The following is a 25188-nucleotide window of genomic DNA, read 5'->3' on the forward strand; positions in this document are numbered from 1 at the left end:
GGCGCTGCGCCGCACAGGGTGTTTTGTAGAATGGTGCCTATGACTCGCACAGGCTTTGGCATTGATATCGGCGGCTCGGGCGTAAAAGGCGCCAAGGTTGACCTCGACACTGGTGAATTTATTGGCGACCGCCTCAAGATTGCGACTCCGCAGCCCGCAACACCGGAGGCAGTAGCCGAGGTTGTCGCCGAGATCGTTGAGCACTTCGAGTGGACCGGCCCCGTGGGCATTACTGTCCCCGCCATTGTGAAGAACCAGGTGGCGCTGTCCGCAGCAAATATCGATCCCTCTTGGATTAACACGGATGTCTCCGAGCTGTTCTCGAAGCACCTCGATAATGAGCAGATTGTGGTGCTCAACGATGCCGACGCCGCAGGACTCGCGGAAGTGCGCTACGGCGATGAGCGCGCCCGCACTGGCGCTGCCATTTTGCTGACCATCGGCACAGGTATTGGCTCCGCCATGCTTATCGACGGCACCCTCTTCCCCAACACCGAGCTGGGACACATGAACGTGGGCAAAAAGGAAGCCGAGCAGCTGGCCTCCTCGGCGGCGAAGGAGCGCGAAGAGCTCTCCTATAAGAAGTGGGCCAAGCGAGTAAGCAAGGTGTTTAACGAATACGAACGGCTCCTCAACCCCTCAGTGTTTATTGTCGGCGGCGGTATTTCTCGCAAAGCCGACAAATGGGTACCGCTGTTGACTGTGGACACTCCGGTGATCCCTGCCCAGTTGCGCAACCGTGCCGGCATTGTGGGCGCGGCTCTCGCGGCCGAGGACAATATCACTCCATAAATACCGCGCGCTGCTACCACCAGCACTCCTGGAACCACACGCCGAGGAGACCCTAGTGGCAGCGCGAGGGAATAGTTCTATATACTGGGCGGTTGTTCTCAACTGAGGCCGAACCACGGCCTCTCTTTGCACCGCTGGTACACCCTACCGGTTTGGCGTTTTCGCAGGCCAGTAGGACAGAAGCCGGCGGTTACGTTGGTTAGAGATTCGACGGCACCGCACCGAGGCGCCGCCGGCGATATACAACCGCACACGACGATACTTCGCTCGACACACCGCACACTTCGGGTGATCTCTCGGGTGTGAAGACGAGCGAGACAGACGAGAAAGGGCGTACGTGGCAGCCACTGATCCTTCGGATACCGGTACTCCGGCCGAGACTGGTTCCCAAGCAACGACTGGGCGTGACAATGCCACGGGAGGCACGACTGTGAAGAAGGCAACCGCTAAGAAGGTCGCACGTAAGGCTGCACGCAAGGCAGCCCCGCGCGCGGCACGCACCTCTGAAACTTCGACCTCGGCAGACTCCACCGCCGCGAGCGCCGCAGCCACTTCCGCTGCCACCGCTGGCGCGACACGCACAGCAACCGACGACGCCGAGTCCTCGGCCGCCCCCGCTGCCAAGGCCACGAAGAAGGCCACCAAGAAGACGGCAAAGAAGTCGGCGAAGAAAACCGCCCGCAAGGCTGCAAAGAAAACCGCCAAGAAAACGGCGAAAAAAACCGCGAAGAAAACCGCTAAGAAGACGGCGAAAAAAACCGCGAAGAAATCCACCCGCAAGCCCACCGCTGCGGAAAAGCTCGTGGTGGATGAGGATCTCGAGGAAGATCAGCTCCACGAGCAGGACGTAGACACCGATCTCGACGACGCAGATGTGGACTACGATCCGGATAACCCGGCGGATGAGGACGAGGACTTCGTCGACGCCGAAGCTGACACCGACTCCGAAGACGACAGCACCGAGGAGGAGGACGAAGAAGACGACGGCTCCTCGGTATGGGACGAGGATGAGTCTGCCGCACTGCGCCAAGCCCGTAAGGATGCGGAGCTCACCGCTTCTGCAGACTCGGTGCGCGCCTACCTTAAGCAGATCGGCAAGGTCGCGCTGCTTAACGCCGAGCAGGAGGTGTCTCTGGCCAAGCGCATCGAGGCTGGCCTGTATGCCACCCACCGCCTTGAGCAGCTTGCCGAGGCCCACGCCCAGGGTGATAAGGACGCCAAGCTCACTCCGGCAATGAAGCGTGATCTGCGCTCGATCGCCCGCGACGGCCGCAAGGCTAAAAACCACCTGTTGGAGGCCAACCTGCGCCTCGTGGTGTCTTTGGCCAAGCGCTACACCGGCCGCGGCATGGCATTTTTGGATCTCATCCAGGAAGGCAACCTCGGCCTGATCCGCGCCGTGGAGAAGTTCGATTACACCAAGGGCTATAAGTTCTCCACCTACGCCACCTGGTGGATTCGCCAAGCCATTACCCGCGCCATGGCAGATCAGGCCCGCACCATTCGTATCCCAGTACACATGGTGGAAGTGATCAATAAGCTGGGCCGTATTCAGCGCGAGCTGTTGCAGGATCTGGGCCGCGAGCCCACCCCGCAGGAGCTGGCGAAGGAGATGGACATCACCGAGGACAAGGTGATGGAAATCCAGCAATACGCCCGTGAACCGATCTCGCTGGATCAAACCATTGGCGATGAGGGCGACAGCCAGCTCGGTGACTTCATCGAGGACTCCGAGGCCGTGGTGGCTGTGGACGCGGTATCCTTCACTCTGCTGCAAGACCAGTTGCAGGATGTGCTGCATACCCTGTCCGAGCGTGAGGCCGGCGTGGTGCGTCTGCGCTTCGGCTTGACCGACGGCATGCCGCGGACTCTCGACGAGATCGGCCAGGTCTATGGGGTGACGCGCGAGCGTATCCGCCAGATCGAGTCGAAGACGATGTCTAAGCTGCGCCACCCCTCCCGTTCCCAGGTGCTGCGCGACTACTTGGATTAAAGCCTGCGGCTGCTAAGCGCAGCGAAAGCTCAATGCACACGGCCCCTGCCATATTCATTTCATGGCAGGGGCCGTGTGCTGTAGGTCGAGGCGCGTGCCCCGCAGAATGCAGCCGCGGGAAACGCGCTCGGCAAGTGCCTAGGGGTGTTGTGGCCCCACCGATTCTTGCGGCGTGTCGTGCTGGGTATAACGCGGGGGAAGCACTGGGGGCGCAGGCAACGGCGAGACTGGCCCCGCCGCGGGGTGAAGTGCCGTTGGCTGCGGGGCTGCAGCCGCCCCTATCTGTTGTGACGGATGCTGTTGCGGATGTTCCGCCCAATAGTTAGCCGCCAGTCCCTGCTTACCGTAGGCCATGCGCCGGTGGAGAGTTTCCAGCGGGCCGCGCCTCCCCAGCAGCTGCAGAATATAGGCTGCCACCACCGTGACCGCCCATATCGCTGCGGCAAGCCCGGTAGCTACGGCGGCTCCAGATTCTTGTCCCCAGCCCAAACCATAGGTGGCCACACACACGGAAGCCAGTACGGATTGGGCCACATAGCCCGACATCGAACGCTGCCCCAGCGCCGCGATGGGAGCGATCCACACCGGTACGGCCTCGCTATAGCTGAGACCACGCGCAGTCTTTTCTGAAATCCGACGCTGCAGAGGGGCGCAGGCAAGGGCGATGATCGCCACGATACCGGGGCCGGTGATCACACCGAGGCCGTTGTTGATGGTCATCCACACGACAGCGTTGCTTTCGTCTCCTAACACACCGATCGCATTCAACCCCGCAGGTAGTCCCACCCCAAACATCACCACAACTGCTGCTGTGGCGGCCGTAATGAGCGTGCGCCGATGCTGCTCTGGGTGGGTGAGCACCCCGCGGCGAGCCCACACAAATCCCACCAGCATCAGCGGAAAGAGCATGGGCAGCTCCATTCCGAGGGTGAAAGGTTGCAAGACGAGACCGAAAGCCCCGACCCCTAGCTGCGATAGATAGCTGTCTGCAACCCCCGTCCCAAGCTGCAGTGTGTCGGTGGATGCCTGCGTGGAATCAAAAACGTCCATGCTCGTATCGGCAACCATCATCACGATTCCGATGACGATACTGCCCACAATCCACAGCCCAGACAGCACGCCCGCCATGATGAGTAGGGGTTTATCACGGAAGTTGATCAACAATGCCAGCAACATTCCAGCGAGACCATAGAAGGTCATGATGTCTCCAAAGAAAAGAAACACCATGTGCACCGCACCGAAAATGGTGAGCCACATATACCGTAGCGCGATGGTTTTTCTCGCAGCGGAGAGAGGATACCCGCGGCTAGCCAACGATAAGGCGATGAGCCCCACCCCGAAGCCCAACATGGTGGAAAACATCGGTAGGCCTCGAACGTGAGCGAACATCGTGCCGAGAACCACCGCCACCTTATCCGCTGTCGAATCGTTGACTACCCCGCCTAGCATTGGCGCGGTGGCATCCTCAGGTCCAGCAAGCCAAGTGGTGGTGAGGTTGGCAATGGCAATGCCCAACAGGGTGAATCCGCGGGCAAGATCGGGTGCGAGCATTCGAGTAGTGGCGGCGCTGCGGATCGGAGAGTGTGCTGATGCAGCTGAGGCCGAGTGACTCATCACTGGTGGCGTCCTCTCTTCGTGGTCTAGGCAGGAGTGAGGTCGATGGATAACTAAAGCCGCGTGAGGCTTGATTCTCACGCGGCTTGAGCACTAGGTGCTTATTGCTCCAGGTAGTTCTGGACGCAGGATTCGACTTGATCCTCAGGCACGTTCTCGCATTCTTCCACAGCACCACCAATGAGGCTGCCGAAGAATACGGTAATGGCGGCGACAACCACAAGCATCAGCACCGAGATGACCACCGAGATGATCGACATTGTCACGCGACGCTTCGGCCCCTGCATCTTACGGCCCTTGACCCAGGCAATAATGCCCAGCACGAGGCCCGCGAGCGCCAAGAACGGGGTGATAGCCAAACCGATGACCGTGGCGGCCAGCACGACCGAGGCGAGGGATACACCCAATGCCCACGGCGCGAGCTTGTTCACTTGCTCCACGCCGTAGCCATTCTGGCCAGCTGGGAAATTCTGCTGAGCGGGATAGCCACCCTGGTTCGGGTAGCCACCCTGGTTCGGATAACCACCCTGGTTCGGGTAAGCGGAGTTCTGCGCATCCTGAGAGAAGGAATCACTCGCGTTGCGCATGCTCTGCTGCGGGTCATTATTCGGCCAGCTGTTGTCCTGCCAGCCGTTGTTCCCGTTCGAGTTAGTCATGTGAGTGTTGTCCTTCCACACTGTATGAGTTCTTGGCCTACGCCCCGCGCCCCAGTGCTGGGTCGGGGGCGTAGGACAATGGGTTGTACCCGAGCGAGTTTATCATTGCCTCAGGAAACCGGTTTCAATTTCCTCGCGCACCCCACACCGAGTGTCGATGCGATCAAGGGGTATCTACCACTGGCGCAGGAAATTAATGCGCGCGCGCAGCTGCTCGGCCGAGCACAGGGCGGTCGGCGGCCCACCGCAGGCTCGGCGCGCCTCATTATGAATGGCACCATGCGGTCGGCCGGTACGTGAGCTCGTAATAGAGACCACTGCATTGAGTTGCTTGCGTAGCTCTGGAATGAGGGCCGCATCCTCATCTGGAGTATCGGCCTCGCGGGTCGACGCCGCCTCGCTGCCCTGTGCACGCTCTGCCGAAGAGGTCGAAGTCACGGGATGGCTGGACTGGGCGGACTGTGCCATCTCGTCTGCTTGGCGTTTTTTGAGTAGCTGCCGCATTTGCTCGGCGTCGAGAAGCCCAGGCAGGCCAAGATAGTCCTGCTCGGCCTCACCGATGCTGGCGGTGCCGTACGTCGAGCCATCGAAGATGAGCGAGTCAAGCTCGGCTTCGGCGCCGAGAGATTGGTAGGAAGGATCTTCCTCCCCCGGTTCGTTCTTCTCCTTATTGGCTTCGGCAAGTAGCTCATCATCCCAGCCTTCCTTTGGCCGGTCCGGTTTGCCGAGAACATGGTCGCGAGAAACTTCGAGTTTCGCGGCAAGATCGAGCAGCACCGGCACCGAGGGCAGAAATACCGAGGCGTTTTCACCGGGCATGCGTGAACGCACGAAACGGCCGATGGCCTGGGCGAAGAAGAGCGGGGTGGATGCCGAGGTGGCGTACACGCCCACGGCCAGCCGGGGCACGTCCACTCCCTCGGAGACCATGCGTACCGCGACCATCCACTCGTCGGTGGAATTGGAGAACTCTTCAATGCGTTCGGAGGCGCCGGCCTCATCCGATAGCACTACTGTCACTGGTGTGGAGGAAAGTCTCTCGAGCACTCGGGCGTAGGCACGGGCGGCCGTTTTATTGGAGGCGATCACCAGCCCGCCGGCGTCGGGCATGTTGTGGCGTAACTGGCCGAGCCGTGTGTGGGCGGCCTGCAGCACCGCTGGTATCCAGTCGCCCTTGGGGTCGAGGGCAGTGCGCCAAGCGCGGGCGGTTTGTTCGGCGTTGAGCGGCTCGCCCAGCCGAGCAGCGTATTCCTCCCCGGCGCTGTCACGCCAGCGGGCCTCGCCCGAGTAGGCCAAGAACACCACTGGGCGCACTACGCCATCGCGCAGCGCATTGGAGTAGCCATAGGTGTAGTCGGCGGCGGATTTGAGGTTGCCTTCGCCATCATCTTCGTAGCGGACAAAAGGAATGGCGGCGTCATCAGAGCGGAAGGGGGTACCGGTGAGACAAAGCCTGCGCTCGGCGTCGCGATAAGCGGTGGCGATGCCATCGCCCCAGCTTTTCGCGTCGCCACCGTGGTGCACCTCGTCCAGAATCACGAGGGTGCGCTTGTTGGTGGCCAGCTGATAGTGCTTGTAGGGATGCATGGCCACCTGGGCGTAGGTGACCACGATGCCCTGATAAGAAGGGTTAATGGCCCCACTATTGGAAAATGTGGGGTCAAGGGTAATGCCGTTACGCTGCGCCGAGGCAGCCCATTGCACCTTCAGATGTTCGGTGGGAACAACCACGATCACGCGATCTACCGTGCGCTTGTTCAACAGCTCAGAGGCGAGCCGCAGCGCGAACGTGGTTTTACCGGCACCCGGGGTTGCGACCGCAAGGAAGTCCTTGGGCTGGGTGCGTTCGTACTTGGTGAGGGCGGCCTGCTGCCAGGCGCGAAGGTTAGCACTCACTTGCGCCGCAGACCTCGATAAATCTGCTCGCAGTCGGGGCACACGGGAGAACCCGGCTTGGCTTGCTTGGTCACGGGAAAAGTCTCCCCGCAGAGGGCCACAACCATTTTGCCACTCACGGCGGAGTCGACAATCTGATCCTTCTTCACGTAGTGGAAGAACTTCGGCGTGTCATCGTCAGTGCCGGTGTTCTCCCTGATGTCGGGACGCTCGATGGTAGTTGTCTGAGTACTCACCTGAACCATCATGCCCGAAAAGTGGCGTCTTCTCATCCTGCCCCGTGACGGGAAGGGCTAGGCTTGTTCACGATGACTGGAGATGACGAATACGTTGATGAACCGGCGGAGCAGCACTCGGCCGAGGAGACGGCGTCGACAAGCGCCCGCCGCAGCCGCCTACAGGCGCTGCGTCGCCGGATGCGTAAAGCCGAGCTCATCACCGATGCGCGCCGCACCTCGGCGCAGAATTATCGCCACCGCAAAACCGTCTACGCCATCTTGCAGGGTTCACGCATCCCCTTTTTGTTCCTCAGTGCCGCCACCTATTTCCTATGGGAGAACATGGTGGTCTCTGGGATACTTTTTGTGATCTCCACCCTGCTGCCGTGGGTGGCGGTGGTGATTGCCAATGGCGCGGGCGAGCCCGAAGACAAGCGGCATCCACGCCAGTACAAACCGGATGTGCAGCGCGCCCAGCGTGCCGCTCACGCCCGTGCCATGGAGCAGCGCTCCGCCCGCCCCCAGCTGGGCCCGGGCACTGGCGAGCACATCATTATTGACGCAGACGAAAACTAGACGTTAAAGGCCTAAAACTATCGTGACCACCTCTCTTGCCGCGCGCGTAGGCGCCGACATCGCCGATGTGTGCTCCCGCATCGGCTACACCCACGCCGGAATTGCCAGCTCCCTAGGCCCCGCTGCTTTCGCCGCCATGGGACGCGGCGAACCAGCCGCTGTACGCCGCGTGCTCGGCCACACCGCACTGCACGAGGCCATCCGCCTATTCATCCTCCACGATCCCCTCCCCCTTAAGCGCTGCGAAAACCTTCTGGGCTCCGCGCTTATCGACGCCCTCCTCGAGCTGTCTTGGGCCGAAGAGGACGACGACAACCTACGGGTGATCATCGATATCCGCCCGCTGGATCGCGGCGGGCGCGCTGGGTGGGTGATATCCGATATGGATGCCTCAATGGTCCAGCACATCCCCGGCAAGGAGCATGTGCTCGGTGTTGGCGCCGCATCACTGTCGCTGGCCGAGGCCGTGCCGCACTCACCGGTAGACACCCTGCTCGATCTTGGCTGCGGTTCAGGGGTCCAACTGATCCTGCAGGCCGACTGCGCAGAGCGGCTCAGCGGCAGCGACATCTCCGAACGGGCGCTCAGCTTCGCCCACGCCAGCCTCGCCGCTTCTCACGTTGACGCTGAGCTGCTTCACGGCCCTTGGTTTGAGCCCGTGCACGAGCGCCGTTTCGACCGCATCGTGGCCAATCCTCCCTTTGTGGTCGGCCCCGCCTCGATCGATCACGTCTACCGGGACTCGGGCAAAGACCTCGACGGCGCCACCGAGCTAGTGGTGCGCGAAGCCTGCGCGCACCTCAGCGAGGATGGCAGCGCCCACCTCGTGGGGGCGTGGGCCCTTGACGGCGGAAATTGGGCCCAGCGGGTCAGCGCGTGGATCCCTTCCACCGGCTACGCCGCCTGGGTGCTCGAGCGCGACCGTGTGGACGCCCCGCGCTACGTCTCCACCTGGTTGAAGGATGAATCCATCGACCCCCGCAGCGATATCGGTCAACGCAGAACCGAGCAATGGCTGGACCACTTCGACCGACACGGCATCACTGGGGTGGGCTTCGGCTTCATCCACATCCAGCGCCTCGAGGAGGATACTCCCAGCGAGGTGGTCTGCGAGGACTTCTCGTCCGCCTCAACCAGCGGACTCGGCGATGAGGTGGAGGAATACTTCCTCCGCACCGCTTGGCTGCGCCAGCAAAGCTCCAGCTCGATGCTGGCAAGCTGCTACCAGCTGCGCCCCGGGGTGTGCATCGATCGCATTAGCCGTACCGACGATGAAGCCGGCATCGGCATGCGTCGAGACAGCGTGCACATTGCCCGCACCGACGGACCGCGCTTTAGCCACGAAATCGACGAAGCCGTCGCCGCCCTCGTGGCTGGTCTTCACCCGCAGGGACTGCCGTTGGGTGAAATCGTGGAACTCTACGCCGCGGCCGAGGGCATGGACAGCTCAGCGATTCTCCCCCAAGTCATCACCGTGATGGTAGATATGATCCGCCACGGGCTGGTGCTTCCCGCCGAGCTCATCGCCGACTAACACCCATCCCTATATATAAGGAGTTTCTAGCCGTGAAAGCAGTACTGACCCGCGTCACCGAGGCCACCGTCACCGTTGATGGGCACACAGTTGGTTCCATCGACTGCCCCGAGACTCAAGGCCTGCTCGCGCTGGTGGGTGTCTCCCGCGAGGACAGCGATAGCGATGTAGAGCTGATGGCGCGCAAGATCGCCGAGCTGCGCATCCTAGACGGCGAGCGCAGCGTGGAATCCTGCCACGCACCCGTGTTGTTAGTGAGCCAATTTACGCTCATGGGTCGGACCAGAAAGGGGCGCCGTCCCTCATGGTCGGACGCGGCCGGCGGTGCGGAAGCAGAGCCGAAAATCGCCGCTATCGCCACACTCCTTAAGCAAAGGGGTATTCCCGTAGAAACCGGACAATTCGGTGCTCATATGAAAGTCTCCTCCATTAACGACGGACCGTTTACCGTGCTGGTGGACACCACATCATAGGTGCATACCCACGAATAGGGGGAGGGAATTGAACGCATCGCCCCAGCTCGCGGCGTAGGGGCAGCAGTTTTGCTAGCGGTGGAACTAAATCCGCGTTGCTGGCGTTAAACAGAATGACATTCTCGATGGAGCAGGAGGCGCCAATGAGCTCTGCAGCTGAAGCCGCACGAGCGAACGATAACGAAGCCGTTGATACCCGAGGACGACGCAATCAGACGAACGACAATCCTGCCGCCGATCTCGTCCGCGTCTACCTCAACGGAATCGGTAAGACCGCGCTGCTCACCGCCGAGGACGAAGTAGAACTAGCCAAGGCGATCGAGGTCGGGCTCTACGCCGACTATCTACTCAAAAACAGTGATGATCTCACCCGCGCAAAGAAGCGCGATCTGAAGATCCTCGCTAAGGAAGGGCGTAAGGCGCGCGCCCACCTGCTCGAGGCCAACCTTCGCCTCGTTGTCTCCCTTGCCAAGCGCTATACCGGGCGCGGCATGCCCCTGCTGGATCTCATCCAGGAAGGCAACTTGGGGCTCATCCGCGCGATGGAGAAGTTCGACTACGCCAAAGGCTTCAAGTTCTCCACCTACGCCACCTGGTGGATCCGCCAAGCCATCACCCGCGGCATGGCGGATCAGTCCCGCACCATCCGCCTTCCCGTGCACCTCGTAGAACAAGTCAATAAGCTCTCTCGCATCAAGCGGGAGCTCTACCAGCACCTGGGCCGCGAAGCCACCAATGAGGAACTCGCCGAAGAGTCTGGGATCGATGAGGCCAAAATCGAGCTACTGCTGCGCCAGTCGCGGGATCCCGTGAGCTTGGACATGCCGGTTGGTGCCGATGAGGAAGCCCCCTTAGGCGACTTCATTGAGGACTATGACGCCACTGATGCCGAAACCGCCGTGGTGGCCTCCTTGCGTCACTCCGATATTCGTGCCGTGCTCGACACCCTCGAGCAGCGCGAGCAGGACGTGATCAAGCTGCGCTACGGTCTGGATGATGGTGTACCTCGCACCCTTGATCAGATCGGCCGCCGCTTCGGACTATCCCGCGAGCGAGTCCGCCAGATCGAGCGGGAAGTGATGTCCAAGCTGCGCGACGGCGACCGCGCCGACAAGCTCCGCGCCTACGCTCTCTAGAGAGCGCGGGCGATCTACCGAACCGCTTGCTGTGGCCTACACATGCGACTCGCCGGTGGGTCAAAGTAGGCTAGATTTAAATTACAGGGACAAACAATCGTGATTTCTCCTGTGCCCACCCCGCTGGCTGGGTGCAGGAGAGCGAACACAGAAGGGCTTATTAGTTTCGTGAAGGATCTTGTCGATACCACCGAGATGTATTTGCGGACGATCTACGAGCTCGAAGAGGAGGGCATTGTTCCCCTTCGAGCTCGTATCGCCGAGCGTTTGGAGCAGTCCGGCCCCACCGTGAGCCAGACCGTAGCCCGCATGGAGCGCGATGGACTCGTGGTGGTCGCCAACGACCGCAGCCTCCACTTGACCTCCGATGGCCGCCAGCGCGCGATCGCTGTGATGCGTAAGCACCGCCTCGCCGAGCGGCTTCTTACCGACATCATTGGCTACGACATCGAAAAGGTCCACGACGAGGCCTGCCGCTGGGAGCACGTGATGAGCGACGAGGTTGAGCGCCGCCTGCTGGATGTGCTCGAGGATGTGGATCGCTCCCCCTTCGGTAACCCGATTCCTGGCATCGAGCGCTTGGGCCGCCGCGATCACGTAGAACCCGAGCATGGCACCCGCATCGTGGACCTCGCCGAAAACACCGAGCACCACGTGAAGATCGTGCAGGTCAATGAGATCCTGCAGGTCAATGACGATGAGATGAAGCGCCTGATCAGCTCCGGAGTGCGTATCGGTAGCACCGTCACTGTCTCCCACGATCGCAACGGTGTCACCATTAGCCACGACGGCAAGGAAGTGCGCCTCTCCCCTGCTTTGGGCCACGCTGTGCGAGTGGAAAAGGCCTAAAACCTTAATGTAGGTACTCTTCTCGTCGGCATTATGTCTTCGCCCCGAGATCTGTGTATGCGCCCGCCTTTGGGCACCACCGCGGTGCCAAAGGCGGGCGCTCGCCTGTGCACACCCACCATCGGCGAATGTGAAGCGTGAAGTAGGACTGGGTGTAACACTTAAGTGCAAACTGGGCCCTATCAACAGACGTCTCATTTCAAGACGAGACGGTAGGCTAAGACTATGAACATTCTGGTCACTGGAGGCGCCGGCTACGTCGGTAGCGTGTGCGCTCAAGTTTTCATTGAACAAGGACACAGCGTCACCGTCATCGATAACTTCTCCACCGGAAATCGAGAGGCCGTGCCTGCCGATGCAACACTCGTCGAAGGAGACGTGCGCGAGGTTGCCGCCACGGTGCTGCGCGAGCACAACATCGACGCCGTGGCTCACTTCGCGGCGCGTTCTTTGGTGGGAGAATCCGTAGAGAAGCCCGAGGAATACTGGCAACACAACCTGGTGACCACCTTGGCGCTACTCGACGCCATGCGTGACAACGGGGTAAACAATTTGGTGTTTTCCTCCACCGCCGCCACTTACGGCGAACCAGAAACGGTGCCCATCACCGAAGACATGCCCACTGCTCCCACCAACCCCTATGGCGCCACCAAGCTCTCGATTGACTATGCAATCACCAGCTACTGCCACGCCTACGGTATGGGCGCCACAAGCCTGCGCTACTTCAACGTGGCTGGAGCCTATGGCAGCATCGGCGAAAACCGCGCGGTGGAAACCCACCTCATTCCTCTGGTGCTGCAGGTGGCTTTGGGCCACCGCGAGAAAATCATGATCTTCGGCGATGACTGGCCCACCGAGGACGGCACTTGCGTGCGCGACTACATTCATATTCGCGACCTCGCCGATGCGCACCTTCTGGCCCTAGAATCCAACACCGCCTCCCAGCACCGGATCTTCAATCTCGGTTCCGGCGAGGGCTACTCGGTGGCCCAGGTTATCGACACCTGCCGCGAGGTCACCGGTCACCCGATCCCCGCAGAGGTCGCACCCCGGCGCGCCGGCGATCCGGCGACTCTCATCGCCTCCTCTGCCAAGGCGATGAATCAGCTCGGGTGGCGCCCTAGCCGCACGGATCTGCACACGATCGTCAGCGATGCTTGGGCTTTCACCTCCCAACTTGGCGATAGGGCCTATAGCGCCCAGCGCTAGTTAGGCCCTGATCGGTCTCCAGCTGCTCGCCGTGCACCGAGGCGAGCATCGCCCCCAGGTCGGCGCGCTTAAAGCCCGCTGTACGTGGGGGCTTCTAACTGCATCGGGCACGCTGAATCCCGACGCTCGAGCACAGTTGCTCGGCTGCTTCGGTGCAGGCAGCAACGGAATCGCCAATCAGTCCGTGCATGTAGGCATTAAAGAGCAACTCGGCGAGTGTGTGATCCTGCTCTTCTTCTTGAGCGAGCGAGAGTACCGCCGGCACGACTGTCATCCATTGCCGCGCCGCGGATTCTAGGGCGAGAAGGGTGAGTGCATTGGCACGGATTGTGCCGGAGAACACTTGGGCTGCTGCTTGGAGGGCGTAGTACAGCACTGGCGAGGTAGTGTTGCCCACCGTCACGATCGCCATATCCCGAAGCCTACGATCAGCGAGGCAGGAGCCTATGAGCTCCATGAATCCGAGATTTTCTTTCATCTGCTCGACGCCAGTGTCCTGAGGTAGCCGATCGAGTGCAGAGAAGAACTCCTGCACAAGCCGGTATGGGGCGGTGTCTTTGTCTGGGCTGTCGTAGAGATCCATCACTTTGTTTTCCAACGCCCAAGACCAGAGGCGAGATTGTTCCTCGGGCACAGTCTCGCTATCGCGGCGGAACTGGCCGATAAAGCTATCGCGATCGAGCTCGGGAAGCTCTTCCCCGCGGGCGATGAGATCTCGCATCGAGGTGGTGCGCTCGAGTGGCGGGATCGTATCCTCGCAGAAGTGGCGTTTCCATGCAGCGATTCCAGAGACAGTCTCGGAGACCCATTCGAGTCGTACCTGCTCGCCTGCGGCGATCTCGTAAGTAGACCACAGCGCCCCCACTGGCAGCTCGGTGCAGCGGCAGTGCTCTTTCACCTGCTGCGCTATCATGCGGCTTGAGCCGTGTTTGATGATAAAGCCAAGGAAGAAATCGCAGTCCAGTGCGGTGAGAGTGGCCGACACGGAGTCGATGCGTTCCCGATCAGCTAGGTTGATTCGGGCGATGGGTCCGGAACTGATTGTCACTGCGCCGTCGGTCTTGCTCGATGATGAAATCCGAAACCCTGCCAAAAGCAGCGAGTCTTGGGGGAAGAATCCTAGGGTGGCGGGGATAGAGGCGAGAAAGGAACCGGGTGTGAAGTGATGTGTGCTCATGGCAGGCATCCTTGCCGGTTGATTAGTGAAAAGCAGCGCAATGCGCACACAGGGGCGCATACCTGTGGATGGCGCGGAGTTATCCACAGCGACCGGATGCCCTAACCACGCCACGGTTCCGTGGGGTGCACTATGGTTAGTCGTTTGCGCCAGTGTGCGAGAATATCTTCCACGCCCATCCCAGCATGTCCCCGCTGCGCCGCACCGGGCTGGGAATAGCGGGGGCATACGCAGCGTTGTGGCTCACAGCAGGAGGGCACACGATCCATCTTCTGCCACTACTAGCGGGGAGTGCCGCCCAGGGCCGACAGGCATCAGTGGGCGGGAAAGAAACTAAGCTAATAACACAGGCGTGATTATCGGATCAGCGCCACATGGTGTGACCCCGCCCGCTCTATCACTAGGAGGCACGATGACACGAGACAATTTCTCGATGTACGAACTGGAGTATCCGTCTCCGGAGCTGTCTTCTTCCGCCGAGCACGGTAACGAAAGTGAGACGAGCCCTGGGCTGACAATGGTGGTGGCTCTCGAGGGCTATCTTGATGCTGGCCGTGCCGTGGAGTCGGTGTCTCGGCACTTGTTGTCGGCGTTGGATCACCGTCTTATCGCCTCGTTCAATAACGACGAGCTCATTGATTATCGTTCTCGTCGCCCGCCGGTGGTTATCGACACCCAGCGAGTGATGGAGATTGATGATCTCAAGCTCACGCTGAACGTGGTGCGCGATAATACCGGCCGCTCTTTTCTTTTGCTCTCTGGCCCCGAGCCGGATATGCGCTGGCAGGCGTTTAGCAAGGCTGTAGCCGATCTGGCCGATCGCTTCGACGTGGATCAAACCATCGCGTTGTATGCGGCCCCGATGTCTGTGCCACACACCCGCCCACTCATGGTTTCGGCGCACGGCAACGATCCGCGGCTGGTGCAACCGCACTACGCGATCGATTCGCAGACCATCGTGCCCGGCGCGGCGGCGCTGAATATTGAGCGGTTGTTGAATAAGCGCGGTCGGAGCGTGGCCGGCTACACGGCTTGTGTGCCGCACTATGTCTCGGCCTCAGAGTATCCGGAAGCGGCGTTGAGTTTGTTGCAGGCCATCGGTGATGTGGGAGAGCTGGTGCTGCCCTTGAAGTCTCTGCAGGCTGATGCCGAGCGCGTCAAGCGGGATTTGGCGGAGCAAACCCTAGATTCCCAAGAAATCCAGCAGGTTGTCGCCTCTTTAGAGGAGCAGTTCGACGAGCAGTTGGCGCGCTTCCGCGAGAATAACCCGCAGGCCCTCATTCCGCGCAATGTGGATGTTCCCTCCTCCGAGGAGCTGGGGGCGGAGTTTGAGGAGTTTTTGGCATCGATTGACACCGATCGTCGCTCCGAAGGTGGATCCGAGGATGGCTCCGAGCACGACATCGCCGCGCACGGTAATGACGAGCAGGACGAGACTGCGCGGGAGGAGACAGCGCAAAACGAGGAAGGTGCTTCTCCCACCGAGCCAGGCACCCGCACGAGGTGGCAGTCCATGATTGAGCGCTTCGTTGGCGATGAACGCAATCTCTACCGCATCGAGCGCAACAATGGTGAGCACTCGGGCGAGGGTGAGAACACCACTGAAGACACCACGGACGCCTCCGGTGATACCGACGGCGCTTCGCAGGACTCGGATGACTCTGACGAGGGTGGCTCCTACTAGGGGCTCTTCCCCATCAGCTACAACCCACCCACATGCGTTCGTGGCAGGATGTGCCCGCATCGTTGTGGGAGGCTGGAAAAGGGCCGCCCGCCGCTAGGCGGATGAGGCTAGGTATTCTGAGTAAGTGTGAAAACGACGCTAACTCAGTTCTTGCCGGATCTCGCCGAAGTCCCCGAGTCGCTGCTGGATGAATCGATCTTCGATTCCTATCTGCGATGGGTAGACGATAGCGGTATCAGCCTCTACCCTGCCCAGGAGGAAGCGTCGCTCGGCATTCTCGCTGGCGATAACGTCATTCTTGCCACCCCGACGGGCTCGGGAAAATCGATGGTGGCGATCGCTGCGGCGTTCATCGCGATGGCCCGTGGGCAGCGCTCGTATTACACCGCCCCCATCAAGGCGTTGGTGAGCGAGAAGTTCTTCGCCTTGTGCGATATTTTCGGCCCGGAGCAGGTGGGCATGATGACAGGCGATGCCACCGTCAATGGCTCGGCGCCCATCATCTGCGCCACGGCGGAAATCGTGGCCAATATTGCGCTGCGCGATGGCGCTGAGGCCGATATTGATCAAGTGATCATGGACGAGTTCCACTACTACTCGGATCCGCAACGAGGCTGGGCGTGGCAGGTGCCGCTGCTCGAGCTGCCCAAAGCGCAATTTCTGCTCATGTCCGCCACCTTGGGCGATACCTCCGCACTGGAGAAAGACCTCAGCGAACGCACTGGCCGAGAAACCTCGGTGGTCGCTGGCGCCACTCGCCCGGTGCCACTGGAGTTCTCCTATGTCTACACCCCGGTGCACGAGACCATCGAGAAACTCATCAGCGCGAACAAAGCCCCCATCTATGTGGTGCATTTCACCCAGCGAGAGGCCACTGAACGCGCCCAAGCGCTGACATCAATGAAAGTCATCACCGAAGAGGAGAAGAAAAAGATTGCCGAGGAGATCGGCTCATTCCGCTTCTCCACTCGCTTCGGCAGCACCCTGTCCTCGTTGTTGCGTAAGGGCATCGGAATCCACCACGCCGGCATGCTGCCGAAGTATCGCCGATTGGTGGAGCGGCTTTCCCAAACTGGTCTGTTGAAGGTGATTTGTGGCACCGACACCCTCGGTGTGGGCATCAATGTGCCGATTCGTACCGTGCTCATGACTGGTCTGGTGAAGTTCGACGGCCAGCGCCAGCGCCTCGTGAAATCCCGCGAATTCCACCAGATCGCCGGCCGGGCTGGGCGCGCCGGATTCGACACGGTCGGCACCGTTGTTATCGAGGCTCCCGAGCACGAGATTGAGAACTACAAACTGCGCAAGCGCGCCGGCCAGGACGAGGCGAAGCTGAAGAAGCTGCGCAAAAAGGCCGCGCCGAAGGGCGAGGTGACTTGGACTGACACCACCTATGAGCGGCTTATCGACGCCGAGCCTGAGAACATGCAATCCCAGTTCCGCATCTCCCACTCGATGCTGCTTAACCTCCTCGCCCGCGAGGGAGATGGGTTGGGCCACATCACGGAGCTCATCCGGCGCAATCATGACCCGCGCTCAAAACAAACCACGGATCTACTCACATCCATCGACCTAATCAAGGGATTAGTGGCAACGGGTATCGTCGATAAGCACTCTGCCCCCGATCCGCGGCAGGAACGCTACGAGCTCACCACCGAGCTGCAGCGGGACTTCGCGCTCAACCAGCCGCTGGCACCTTTTGCCATTGCAGCCCTCGAGGTGTTGGATCCGGAGGCGGAGAGCTTCGCCCTCGACGTGATCTCCGTATTCGAGGCAATTTTGGAGGACCCACGGCAGGTGTTGGTGGGCCAAGAGCGCGCCGCCCGCAGCGAGGAGATTCAAGCCCTTAAGGCCGAGGGCTACGACTACCACGATCGCATGGCCATGATCGAGGAGATCACCTACCCCAAGCCTTTGCAAGAGTTGCTCGAGCAGACCTTGGACACCTACGCAGAAACGCAGCCGTGGGTGAAAGAATTCGAGCTCAAGCCGAAGTCTGTGGTGCGCGAGATGATCGAGAAGGCCATGACGTTCTCGGATCTGGTGTCTACCTATCAGCTTGCCCGCTCCGAAGGCGTAGTCCTGCGCTATCTCACCGATGCGTGGCGCACACTCGAGCATTCGGTACCGCCGGAGTATCGGAATGAACAGGTCGACGACATCATCGTCTGGCTAGGCGAACTGGTGCGGCAAGTGGATTCTTCGCTGTTGGATGAATGGGCGCATATGGCGGATCCGGATCAGCCGATTGACCAAGACACCGTGGATCAGCAAGTGGCCTTCGGTGTGGAGGACCCGGCGGCGCTGAGCGCGAATCGCCGCGCGTTCACCATCATGGTGCGCAACTACTTCTTCCGGCTCACCCAGCTATTCGCCTACGAGGAAGAAGACGCCCTAGCGGAGATGCTGAACTATCTCGATGAGGTGCCCGACTTCCCAGCAGCTATGGACGCTTATTTCGAGGAATATGCGGACATGGATGTTGGCCCCGAGGCGCGCGGGCCCGAGTACTTCCGTCTCGACCAGCACGCGCGCAGCTGGTCGGTGCGCCAGATCTTCAAAGATCCCGAAGGCGATAACTCCTTTGCCCTCGAAGGCGTCGTCGATCTCGACGCCTCAGATGCTGCCGGCGAGGTGCGACTCAGCTCGCTGAGCATCGATTACCACTAGCGGCCGCCTCTAGCCGCGGCAGCCCCGGGACGCAGCCCACCAGGTGGCAAAAGGAAACGCACTGTCTCACCACCCAGTACAAGGGGGTAAGACAGTGCGTGCACGTCACTACAGCTCGGTAGCGAGAGTGCCGGGCAGCTGAGAACCACAGCTGCCGGCGCGGAGTACAGCTTTAGCGTGCGGCCTCGATCTCGACGGCCTGAGCCACAGCCTGAACGGTGGCGGCGACCTTCACGGCCTCCCACACCTGCTCCTTGGTGAGTCCTTCTTCGCGCACGGTCTTGTCGTGGGCGACAGAGCAGTGCTCACAGCCGTTGATGGTGGACACGGCCAGGGAGAAGAGCTCAAAATCAGCCTTCTCGATGCCCGGCTTAGCGATGATGTTCATGCGCAGACCGAACTTGACCTTGGCGTAGTCGTCGCCCAACCAGCTCTTAGCGCGGTAGGCAACGTTGTTCATGGCCATGATGGTGGCCGAGCCCAAGGCGGCGTCGAAGGCCTCCTCTGAGAGGTGCTCCTTAGCCTCGTCAGCGATCTCGGAGAATACCGTCTCGTTGCGGGTAGCAGCGGCGGAGGCCACGAGGGTGCCCCACAGCTGCTGCTCGTTGAGCTCGGAGGTACGGGTCAGGGAACCGAGGTTGAGCTTGACGTCCTTGGCGTAGTCGGGCAGGGACGAGCGGAGGTTATCGATCGACATGTATTACTTCAGGCCTTCCTGGAGCACGTCCATCTTGTTGATGTTCTTGGTGGGGTCGTTAGCCTCCCAGTTGCAGGCGCAAACCTCTTCGGACTGAAGAGCGTCGAGGGCGCGCAGCACCTCGTCAACGTTACGGCCCACAGCGTCCGGGGTGACGGAGACGAACTGGATCACACCATCGGGATCGATGATGAAGGTGGCGCGATCGGCAACACCGTCAGCGTTTTCCACACCGAGGGTGCGGATGAGCTCGTGCTTGATGTCAGAGAACATCGGGAAGGGAACGCCCTTGAGCTCCGGGTGGGTGGCACGCCAGTTGAAGTGAGCGAACTCGTTGTCGGTGGAGCCGCCGAGCACCTGGGTGTCGCGGTCCAGGAACTCTTCGTTCAGCTTGCCGAAGGCAGCGATCTCGGTCGGGCACACGAAGGTGAAGTCCTTGGGGTAGAAGAACACAACCTTCCACTGGCCCTCGTACTTGTCGAGGGAGACGGTCTCAAAGTAGTCCTCGGGAGAGGTGGCGTTAGCCTCGTGCAGGTCGCCGCCCTTGAGAGCGGTGAGCTCGAACTCAGGGAACTTCTCGCCAACGGTCATGATAGCCATGTGTTTTCCTCCAATATCGCTGATGCGATGTAGCAATGTACAAGCGGTGCAGACAGCTCTATATGTGATGTCCGCTGTGCAGACAGCAACTGCCTGCGGGCTTAGTGTGCAACACCAATGGGCCGAGGCCGAGAGCACAATCCACATCGTGAGAGATCTCACTTCTGCGTGGAAGCGGTGGTCTCCGACTCTGCCGGTGATGCCAGTTTTATCGCACTATTGCGCCTCCCAGAACTGGGAAAACTAGCTCAACCTAACGGGATGCAGTGGGCTTATAAGCTCCTGCCCCGCCATCTGCGTTGCTGCCATAAGTATGCCACATATTGAGCTGGCGTCAAGAGGTAAACCTTTTTGGTGTGTTATAGAGTAATAAGTATGAACAATAAAGATTACCGCCCTACCCTTGCCCAGCTACGCACCTTCGTCACGATCGCGGAGAAGCGTCACTTCGGTACCGCTGCCGCAAAACTCAACATCTCCCAGCCCTCGCTCTCTCAGGCGCTCGCCGCTCTCGAATCAGGACTCGGTGTGCAGCTGATAGAACGATCCACCCGAAAAGTGATTGTCACCCCGATCGGCGCGAAACTTCTGCCCTACGCCAAGGCGACTCTCGAGCAGGCTAACTCCTTTTTGTCCCAGGCGCGCGGGGCCGATGGCCCCCTGCAAGGTCCTCTGACCATCGGCATCATCCCCACCGCCGCGCCCTACCTGTTGCCTGAGCTACTTCGGCTGTTGCAGCGGGATTATCCAGAACTCGAGCCGCGCATAGTGGAGGATCAAACCCATCATCTTGAGGCCATGCTTCGCGACGGCCAGATCGACTGCGCCCTTTTGGCCACCCCCGTCAATCGTGGAGGGTTGGAAAGCTACTCCCTCTATGACGAACACTTTGTCATCGCCGTCAACGAAGATGACGATCTCGCCGGCCGCACGGACATCACATTAGCCTCGCTCAAGCAGCTCCAGCTGCTCTTGCTTGACGACGGCCACTGCCTGCGTGACCAGATCGTTGATCTCTGCCGCATGGCCAAGGCAGATCCTGAAAACCAGTCCTCCACCTTCACCCGCGCCACCAGCCTCACCACGGTGCTGCAATGCGTGGGCGCTGGGTTTGGCTCCACCCTCATCCCGGCCTCCGCAGTCCCCGCAGAGGCCGGCCGCCAGGGTGTGGCTATCGCCCACTTTGCCCCCTCGGTGACCGCCCAGCGCACTATGCGCCTAGTCTACCGGGCATCCTCCTTCCGAAGCGAGGACTTCAGCGCCCTAGGCGAGGTCATCACTCGCGCCTACCAGTCCACCGTGGACACCTCCGTCTAGATTCGCCCTGCGCGTCCCATAAAGCCGGGCTACTCGCCTGAGACCGCAGGCAGTGGCTAGAATTTAAGGTCTTATGCCTCGCTCTGAACACGGATCCCCAGCAGCATCTCCCGCCGCCCCGAGCAAGAAAGAGCTGCTCGCGCGCCTTGATGGCGTATCGCTCAGCGCGGAGCGCTCCTTTCGGCGGCGGCTACGCAAGGCCCGCTCACCGCGGGCTCTTAGCGCCATCTCCGCCGATATCGATTCCGCCGAGCTTGCCGTACTCGCTATCGATGAGCGCGTTCCTGAGCTGAGCTACCCGGCTGATCTACCCGTCTCTTCCCGGCGCGATGACATCAAAGACGCCATCCGTGATCATCAGGTGGTGATCATTGCGGGCGAGACCGGTTCGGGCAAAACCACTCAGATCCCCAAGATGTGCCTGGAGTTGGGTCGCGGCAGACGTGGCCTTATCGGCCACACCCAACCCCGCCGCCTGGCGGCCCGTACCGTGGCCGAGCGCATCGCCTCTGAGATGGATCAGGAGATTGGCGAGTCGGTGGGCTATGCCATCCGATTCGATGATCGGGTCTCCGACACCACCGCGGTGAAGCTCATGACCGACGGCATCCTGCTTGCTGAGATGCAGCGGGACCGCTACCTCAATGCCTATGACACGATCATCATCGACGAGGCGCACGAGCGTTCTCTCAACATTGACTTCTCGCTCGGCTATCTCAAGCGCCTTCTGCCCAAGCGCCCAGATCTGAAGGTGATCATCACCTCCGCCACCATTGATCCTGAGCGATTCGCCGAGCACTTTGCCCACGGATCGCAGCCCGCACCGATCATCGAGGTCTCCGGCCGCACCTACCCCGTAGAGATTCGGTACCGTCCCCTCGAGGTCACCCGCGGTGATACAACCATCGATATCGATCCACTCGATGGGCTCATCGAAGCGATCGAAGAGCTGATGCAGGAGGGGCCGGGCGATATTTTGTGTTTCTTCCCCTCCGAGCGCGATATCCGCGACGCAATGGAGGCCATCGAGTCCAAGCGCTACAGAGGCGTGGAGGTCACTCCCCTGTTTGGCCGGCTGTCGAATGCCGAACAGCATCGAGTATTCTCCCCGCACGCTGGTCGACGCATCGTTCTTGCCACGAATATCGCCGAGACCTCTCTGACCGTGCCAGGCATTCACTACGTGATCGATACCGGCACGGCCCGAATTTCGCGTTACTCCACGCGCACCAAGGTACAGCGCCTACCGATCGAAGAGATCTCCCAAGCCAGCGCCCGCCAGCGCTCGGGGCGTTGCGGCCGTGTTGCTGAGGGCATCGCGATTCGTCTTTACTCTGAGCAGAACTTCCAGTCGCGCCCCGAGTTCACTGACCCTGAGATCTTGCGCACCAACCTCGCGAGCGTGATCCTGCAGATGGCGTCGTTAAAGCTCGGCGCGATCACTGAATTCCCCTTCGTCCAAGCACCGGAGCACAAGGCGATCCGCGATGGTTTGATGCTGCTGCATGAGCTCGGCGCGCTCGAACAAGGGGAAAAGGACGGCAACCCGATCCTGACACCTATTGGTCGGCAGCTGGCTCGCATCCCACTCGACCCGCGATTGGCCCGCATGCTTATCGCCGGACATGAGCGCGGTGTCGCCCGTGAGATCATGGTGCTCACCGCGGCACTCACTATTCAGGATGTACGCGAACGCCCCTTGGAAAAACAGGCCCAAGCCGATCAAGCGCACGCCCGATTCAAAGACACCAGCAGCGATTTCCTCAGCCTGCTCAATCTCTGGGACTACATCCAGGCCTGCCGGGCGGAGATGTCTGGGAACAAGTTCCGTAAAAAGATGCAGAGCGAGTATCTGCACTATATGCGTATCCGCGAATGGTGGGATCTAGTGCGCCAGCTCGAGCAGGTGGCGCGCCAGCTCGGATGGGAACGCGGTGAGACGCCCCGCAGTGCCACGGCCACTGCGGAACAGGTGCTGGACAATGCCGGAGATTCCACGCACCGCGATAGCACCGGCATTCACATGAGCATGCTCTCTGGTTTGCTCTCGCATATCGGTGTGCGTGAGGAGAAAACCAAGGAATATCTGGGCACCCGCACCACCCGGTTCAAGATATTCCCCGGCTCGCATGTGTCTAAGAAACAGCCGAGCTACGTCATGGCGGCAGAGCTGGTGGAGACATCGCGGCTGTGGGGCCGCACCGTGGCCGAGATAGATCCCCGCTGGGTCGAGAAGCTAGCCAAGGACCTTCTGCGACACCAGTATTCCGAACCGCACTGGTCCTCTAAGCGGGCCGCCGCCATGGTCTACCAGCGCTCTACATTGTGGGGTGTGCCCGTGGTGGTTGATCGCCTCACCGCCTATCACACGGTGGATCGTGCCGCTGCGCGAGAAATGTTTATCCGCCACGCCCTGATCGAAGGCGACTGGAACACCCACCACGAGTTCTTCCACTCCAACGCCGCCAAATTGGACGAGGCCGCTCACCTTGAGGCGAAGGCTAGGCGCCGCGACATCGTTGTGGACGAGGACACGCTGTTTCGTTTCTACGATGAGCGCCTGCCGGAGGATGTCACCACTGGGCCTAGTTTCGATGGGTGGTGGAAACGCACCCGCCGCACCAAGCCTGACTATCTGGACTTCGATCCCGAGAAGCTACTCAACCCCGAAGCCGAGGCCGTAGCCGAAGAGGCCTTTCCCGATAAATGGCAGCAGGGTTCCTTAGTCTTTGATCTCAGCTACGAGTTCGAACCCGGCTCGGAGTTCGATGGTGTGACCGTGCGTATTCCCATTCCAGTACTCGCTGGGGTGGAGGCCGCCGAATTCGAATGGTTGGTACCTGGCCTGCGCACCGAGCTCATCACCGAACTCCTGCGCAGCCTGCCGAAGCATCTGCGTCGTAGTGTTGTTCCGGCACCGACTTTCGCTGAGCGCGTCCTTCCCACCCTCGTGCCCTATACCTCAACCGTGGCAGAGCAGCTAGCCGAGGGGCTCACCAGGCTGGGGGCGCGGGGAATTAATCCTTCAGACTTCTCCTTCGACAAACTCGATGCACATCTACGCATCACCTTCGCCGCGATCGATAAGCGCGGAAAGATCGTGGATCATGATAAGGATCTCACCGCCTTACAACAGCGTCAGGCGGGACGGATCCAGTCCTCGGTACGTAAACGCGCCAACTCCCGCGCCAAGGCTCCAGCCCGCAGCTGGGATAGCGACTCGATTGGCGCCATTGCGGAAACCCATGACACCCTGGTCGATGGGCAGAGCTTTACCACCTACCCTGCGCTGGTGATCAAAGACGGCGGGCTGGTTGTTGAGGCGATGCCGACAAAGGAGGCCGCCGATGCGGCAATGCTCACCGCCCAGCTGACCCTGTTGATGCGCTCGATCTCAGTGAACCAACGCCACATGCTCAATGGATTGCCGTTGAAACAACGCGTTGCGGTGGAGAACTACCCCCATGGCAAAGCTTCAGGCTTGATTGAGGACGCCAGGGTCACTGCGATTCGCGATCTGATGCTGGCCCATGGCGGGCCGGTGCGCACCCCTGAGGAGTTTGAGGCTCTCACCGCCGCGGTAAGCCCCGAGGTCGCAGGCCGAGTGCGATCCATCATCGTGGCCCTTGCCCCCGGGTTAGTGGATTACTCCTACCTAGCCAGCGAACTCGAGGAGTGGACGGGCGACGCCATTGCCGACATGAAACAACAATTGGAGTTTCTGCTGCCGCACGGTGCCGTGGCAAAACACGGCATGGAGCATTTGCGTCATCTCCCCCGCTATCTTGCCGCAATGCGGGTGCGTTTGGAGAACATGGAACGAGACCCAGACCGAGATTTCGACCTCTTAGACGAGGTGGAGGCCGTCGAGGAAACCCTTTCCGACAAGCTCTCTACCTTGCCGGACTCACGCGCCCGCACCCGCGAGGTTAAAGACATCCGGTGGATGATTCAGGAATTACGAGTCTCACTCTTCGCCCAGCGCCTCGGCACCTCGGGGCCGGTGTCTGCCAAGCGCATTGAGAAAGCCATCGCCCGCCTGCGCTAGCATTCACTGCCGCAACAGTCTCGCTGCCGCGTCCCTAGAGGACAAAAGG

The 25188-nt window shown here is 60.6% G+C and carries 17 protein-coding genes and 3 pseudogenes; 12 read left to right on the forward strand and 8 right to left on the reverse strand.

Going from position 1 to position 25188, the window contains the following annotated elements; translation table 11 throughout:
- Positions 1 to 39: 39 nt before the first annotated feature.
- Positions 40 to 792: a polyphosphate--glucose phosphotransferase gene (ppgK, locus tag CCICO_RS06660; RefSeq protein ID WP_018020424.1), complete on the forward strand. Its 753-nt coding sequence runs from the start codon at positions 40 to 42 to the stop codon at positions 790 to 792.
- 337 nt (positions 793 to 1129) lie between these two features.
- Positions 1130 to 2785 carry an RNA polymerase sigma factor gene (locus tag CCICO_RS06665; RefSeq protein WP_018020423.1) on the forward strand — a complete coding sequence of 552 codons (1656 nt, stop codon included), beginning with the start codon at positions 1130 to 1132 and terminating at the stop codon, positions 2783 to 2785.
- Positions 2786 to 2923: 138 nt separating this feature from the next.
- Here the strand turns inward: CCICO_RS06665 and CCICO_RS06670 are convergent, their stop codons facing one another.
- From CCICO_RS06670 to CCICO_RS06685, 5 genes and pseudogenes are all read right to left on the reverse strand, one after another.
- Complete coding sequence (locus CCICO_RS06670; protein ID WP_301354435.1) at positions 2924 to 4336, reverse strand: DUF418 domain-containing protein; 1413 nt, start codon at positions 4334 to 4336, stop codon at positions 2924 to 2926.
- A 164-nt stretch (positions 4337 to 4500) separates the two neighbouring features.
- Positions 4501 to 5055: a hypothetical protein gene (locus tag CCICO_RS06675; RefSeq protein ID WP_018020421.1), complete on the reverse strand. Its 555-nt coding sequence runs from the start codon at positions 5053 to 5055 to the stop codon at positions 4501 to 4503.
- Positions 5056 to 5229: 174 nt separating this feature from the next.
- Positions 5230 to 5403, reverse strand: a pseudogene (locus tag CCICO_RS11410) (ATP-dependent helicase); the annotation flags it as partial.
- Between the two features lie 125 nt (positions 5404 to 5528).
- Positions 5529 to 6951: pseudogene (locus CCICO_RS06680) on the reverse strand (DEAD/DEAH box helicase); the annotation flags it as partial.
- On the reverse strand, positions 6948 to 7187 hold the full coding sequence (locus tag CCICO_RS06685; RefSeq protein WP_026161577.1) for a DUF3039 domain-containing protein: 240 nt from the start codon (positions 7185 to 7187) through the stop codon (positions 6948 to 6950). The gene CCICO_RS06685 and the pseudogene CCICO_RS06680, both read right to left, overlap by 4 nt.
- A gap of 72 nt (positions 7188 to 7259) precedes the next feature.
- On the opposite strand from CCICO_RS06685, the gene CCICO_RS06690 reads away from it, so the two are divergent.
- The 6 genes from CCICO_RS06690 to galE all read left to right on the forward strand — a co-directional run bounded on the left by CCICO_RS06690 (position 7260) and on the right by galE (position 12946).
- Entirely contained in the window at positions 7260 to 7745 is a 486-nt protein-coding gene (locus CCICO_RS06690) for a DUF3099 domain-containing protein (RefSeq protein ID WP_018020418.1), read from the forward strand.
- Positions 7746 to 7767: 22 nt separating this feature from the next.
- Positions 7768 to 9279 carry a DUF7782 domain-containing protein gene (locus CCICO_RS06695; protein ID WP_018020417.1) on the forward strand — a complete coding sequence of 504 codons (1512 nt, stop codon included), beginning with the start codon at positions 7768 to 7770 and terminating at the stop codon, positions 9277 to 9279.
- A gap of 32 nt (positions 9280 to 9311) precedes the next feature.
- Entirely contained in the window at positions 9312 to 9752 is a 441-nt protein-coding gene (gene dtd / locus CCICO_RS06700; RefSeq protein WP_018020416.1) for a D-aminoacyl-tRNA deacylase, read from the forward strand.
- 143 nt (positions 9753 to 9895) lie between these two features.
- Entirely contained in the window at positions 9896 to 10888 is a 993-nt protein-coding gene (locus tag CCICO_RS06705) for a sigma-70 family RNA polymerase sigma factor (protein WP_018020415.1), read from the forward strand.
- A gap of 168 nt (positions 10889 to 11056) precedes the next feature.
- On the forward strand, positions 11057 to 11737 hold the full coding sequence (locus CCICO_RS06710; protein ID WP_018020414.1) for a metal-dependent transcriptional regulator: 681 nt from the start codon (positions 11057 to 11059) through the stop codon (positions 11735 to 11737).
- Between the two features lie 225 nt (positions 11738 to 11962).
- Positions 11963 to 12946, forward strand: coding sequence for a UDP-glucose 4-epimerase GalE (gene galE / locus CCICO_RS06715; protein WP_018020413.1), 984 nt, complete (start codon positions 11963 to 11965; stop codon positions 12944 to 12946).
- Positions 12947 to 13040: 94 nt separating this feature from the next.
- Here the strand turns inward: galE and CCICO_RS06720 are convergent, their stop codons facing one another.
- Positions 13041 to 14123, reverse strand: coding sequence for a DUF4192 domain-containing protein (locus CCICO_RS06720; protein WP_018020412.1), 1083 nt, complete (start codon positions 14121 to 14123; stop codon positions 13041 to 13043).
- 412 nt (positions 14124 to 14535) lie between these two features.
- Between CCICO_RS06720 and CCICO_RS06725 the strand changes: the two are divergent.
- Positions 14536 to 15555: pseudogene (locus CCICO_RS06725) on the forward strand (PAC2 family protein); the annotation flags it as partial.
- 378 nt (positions 15556 to 15933) lie between these two features.
- Complete coding sequence (locus CCICO_RS06730) at positions 15934 to 18477, forward strand: DEAD/DEAH box helicase (protein WP_018020410.1); 2544 nt, start codon at positions 15934 to 15936, stop codon at positions 18475 to 18477.
- A gap of 172 nt (positions 18478 to 18649) precedes the next feature.
- On the opposite strand, the gene ahpD is transcribed toward CCICO_RS06730, so the two are convergent.
- Together ahpD and CCICO_RS06740 are read right to left on the reverse strand one after the other, a co-directional pair.
- Complete coding sequence (gene ahpD, locus CCICO_RS06735) at positions 18650 to 19174, reverse strand: alkylhydroperoxidase, AhpD family (protein WP_018020409.1); 525 nt, start codon at positions 19172 to 19174, stop codon at positions 18650 to 18652.
- Positions 19175 to 19177: 3 nt separating this feature from the next.
- On the reverse strand, positions 19178 to 19774 hold the full coding sequence (locus tag CCICO_RS06740) for a peroxiredoxin (protein WP_018020408.1): 597 nt from the start codon (positions 19772 to 19774) through the stop codon (positions 19178 to 19180).
- A gap of 375 nt (positions 19775 to 20149) precedes the next feature.
- Between CCICO_RS06740 and CCICO_RS06745 the strand changes: the two genes are divergently transcribed.
- Together CCICO_RS06745 and hrpA are read left to right on the forward strand one after the other, a co-directional pair.
- Entirely contained in the window at positions 20150 to 21091 is a 942-nt protein-coding gene (locus tag CCICO_RS06745; RefSeq protein WP_018020407.1) for a LysR substrate-binding domain-containing protein, read from the forward strand.
- A 73-nt stretch (positions 21092 to 21164) separates the two neighbouring features.
- Complete coding sequence (gene hrpA, locus CCICO_RS06750) at positions 21165 to 25139, forward strand: ATP-dependent RNA helicase HrpA (protein ID WP_018020406.1); 3975 nt, start codon at positions 21165 to 21167, stop codon at positions 25137 to 25139.
- Positions 25140 to 25188: the final 49 nt, after the last annotated feature.

It is taken from the genome of Corynebacterium ciconiae DSM 44920 (assembly GCF_030440575.1).
In the GTDB taxonomy this organism is placed as follows: Bacteria; Actinomycetota; Actinomycetes; order Mycobacteriales; family Mycobacteriaceae; genus Corynebacterium; species Corynebacterium ciconiae.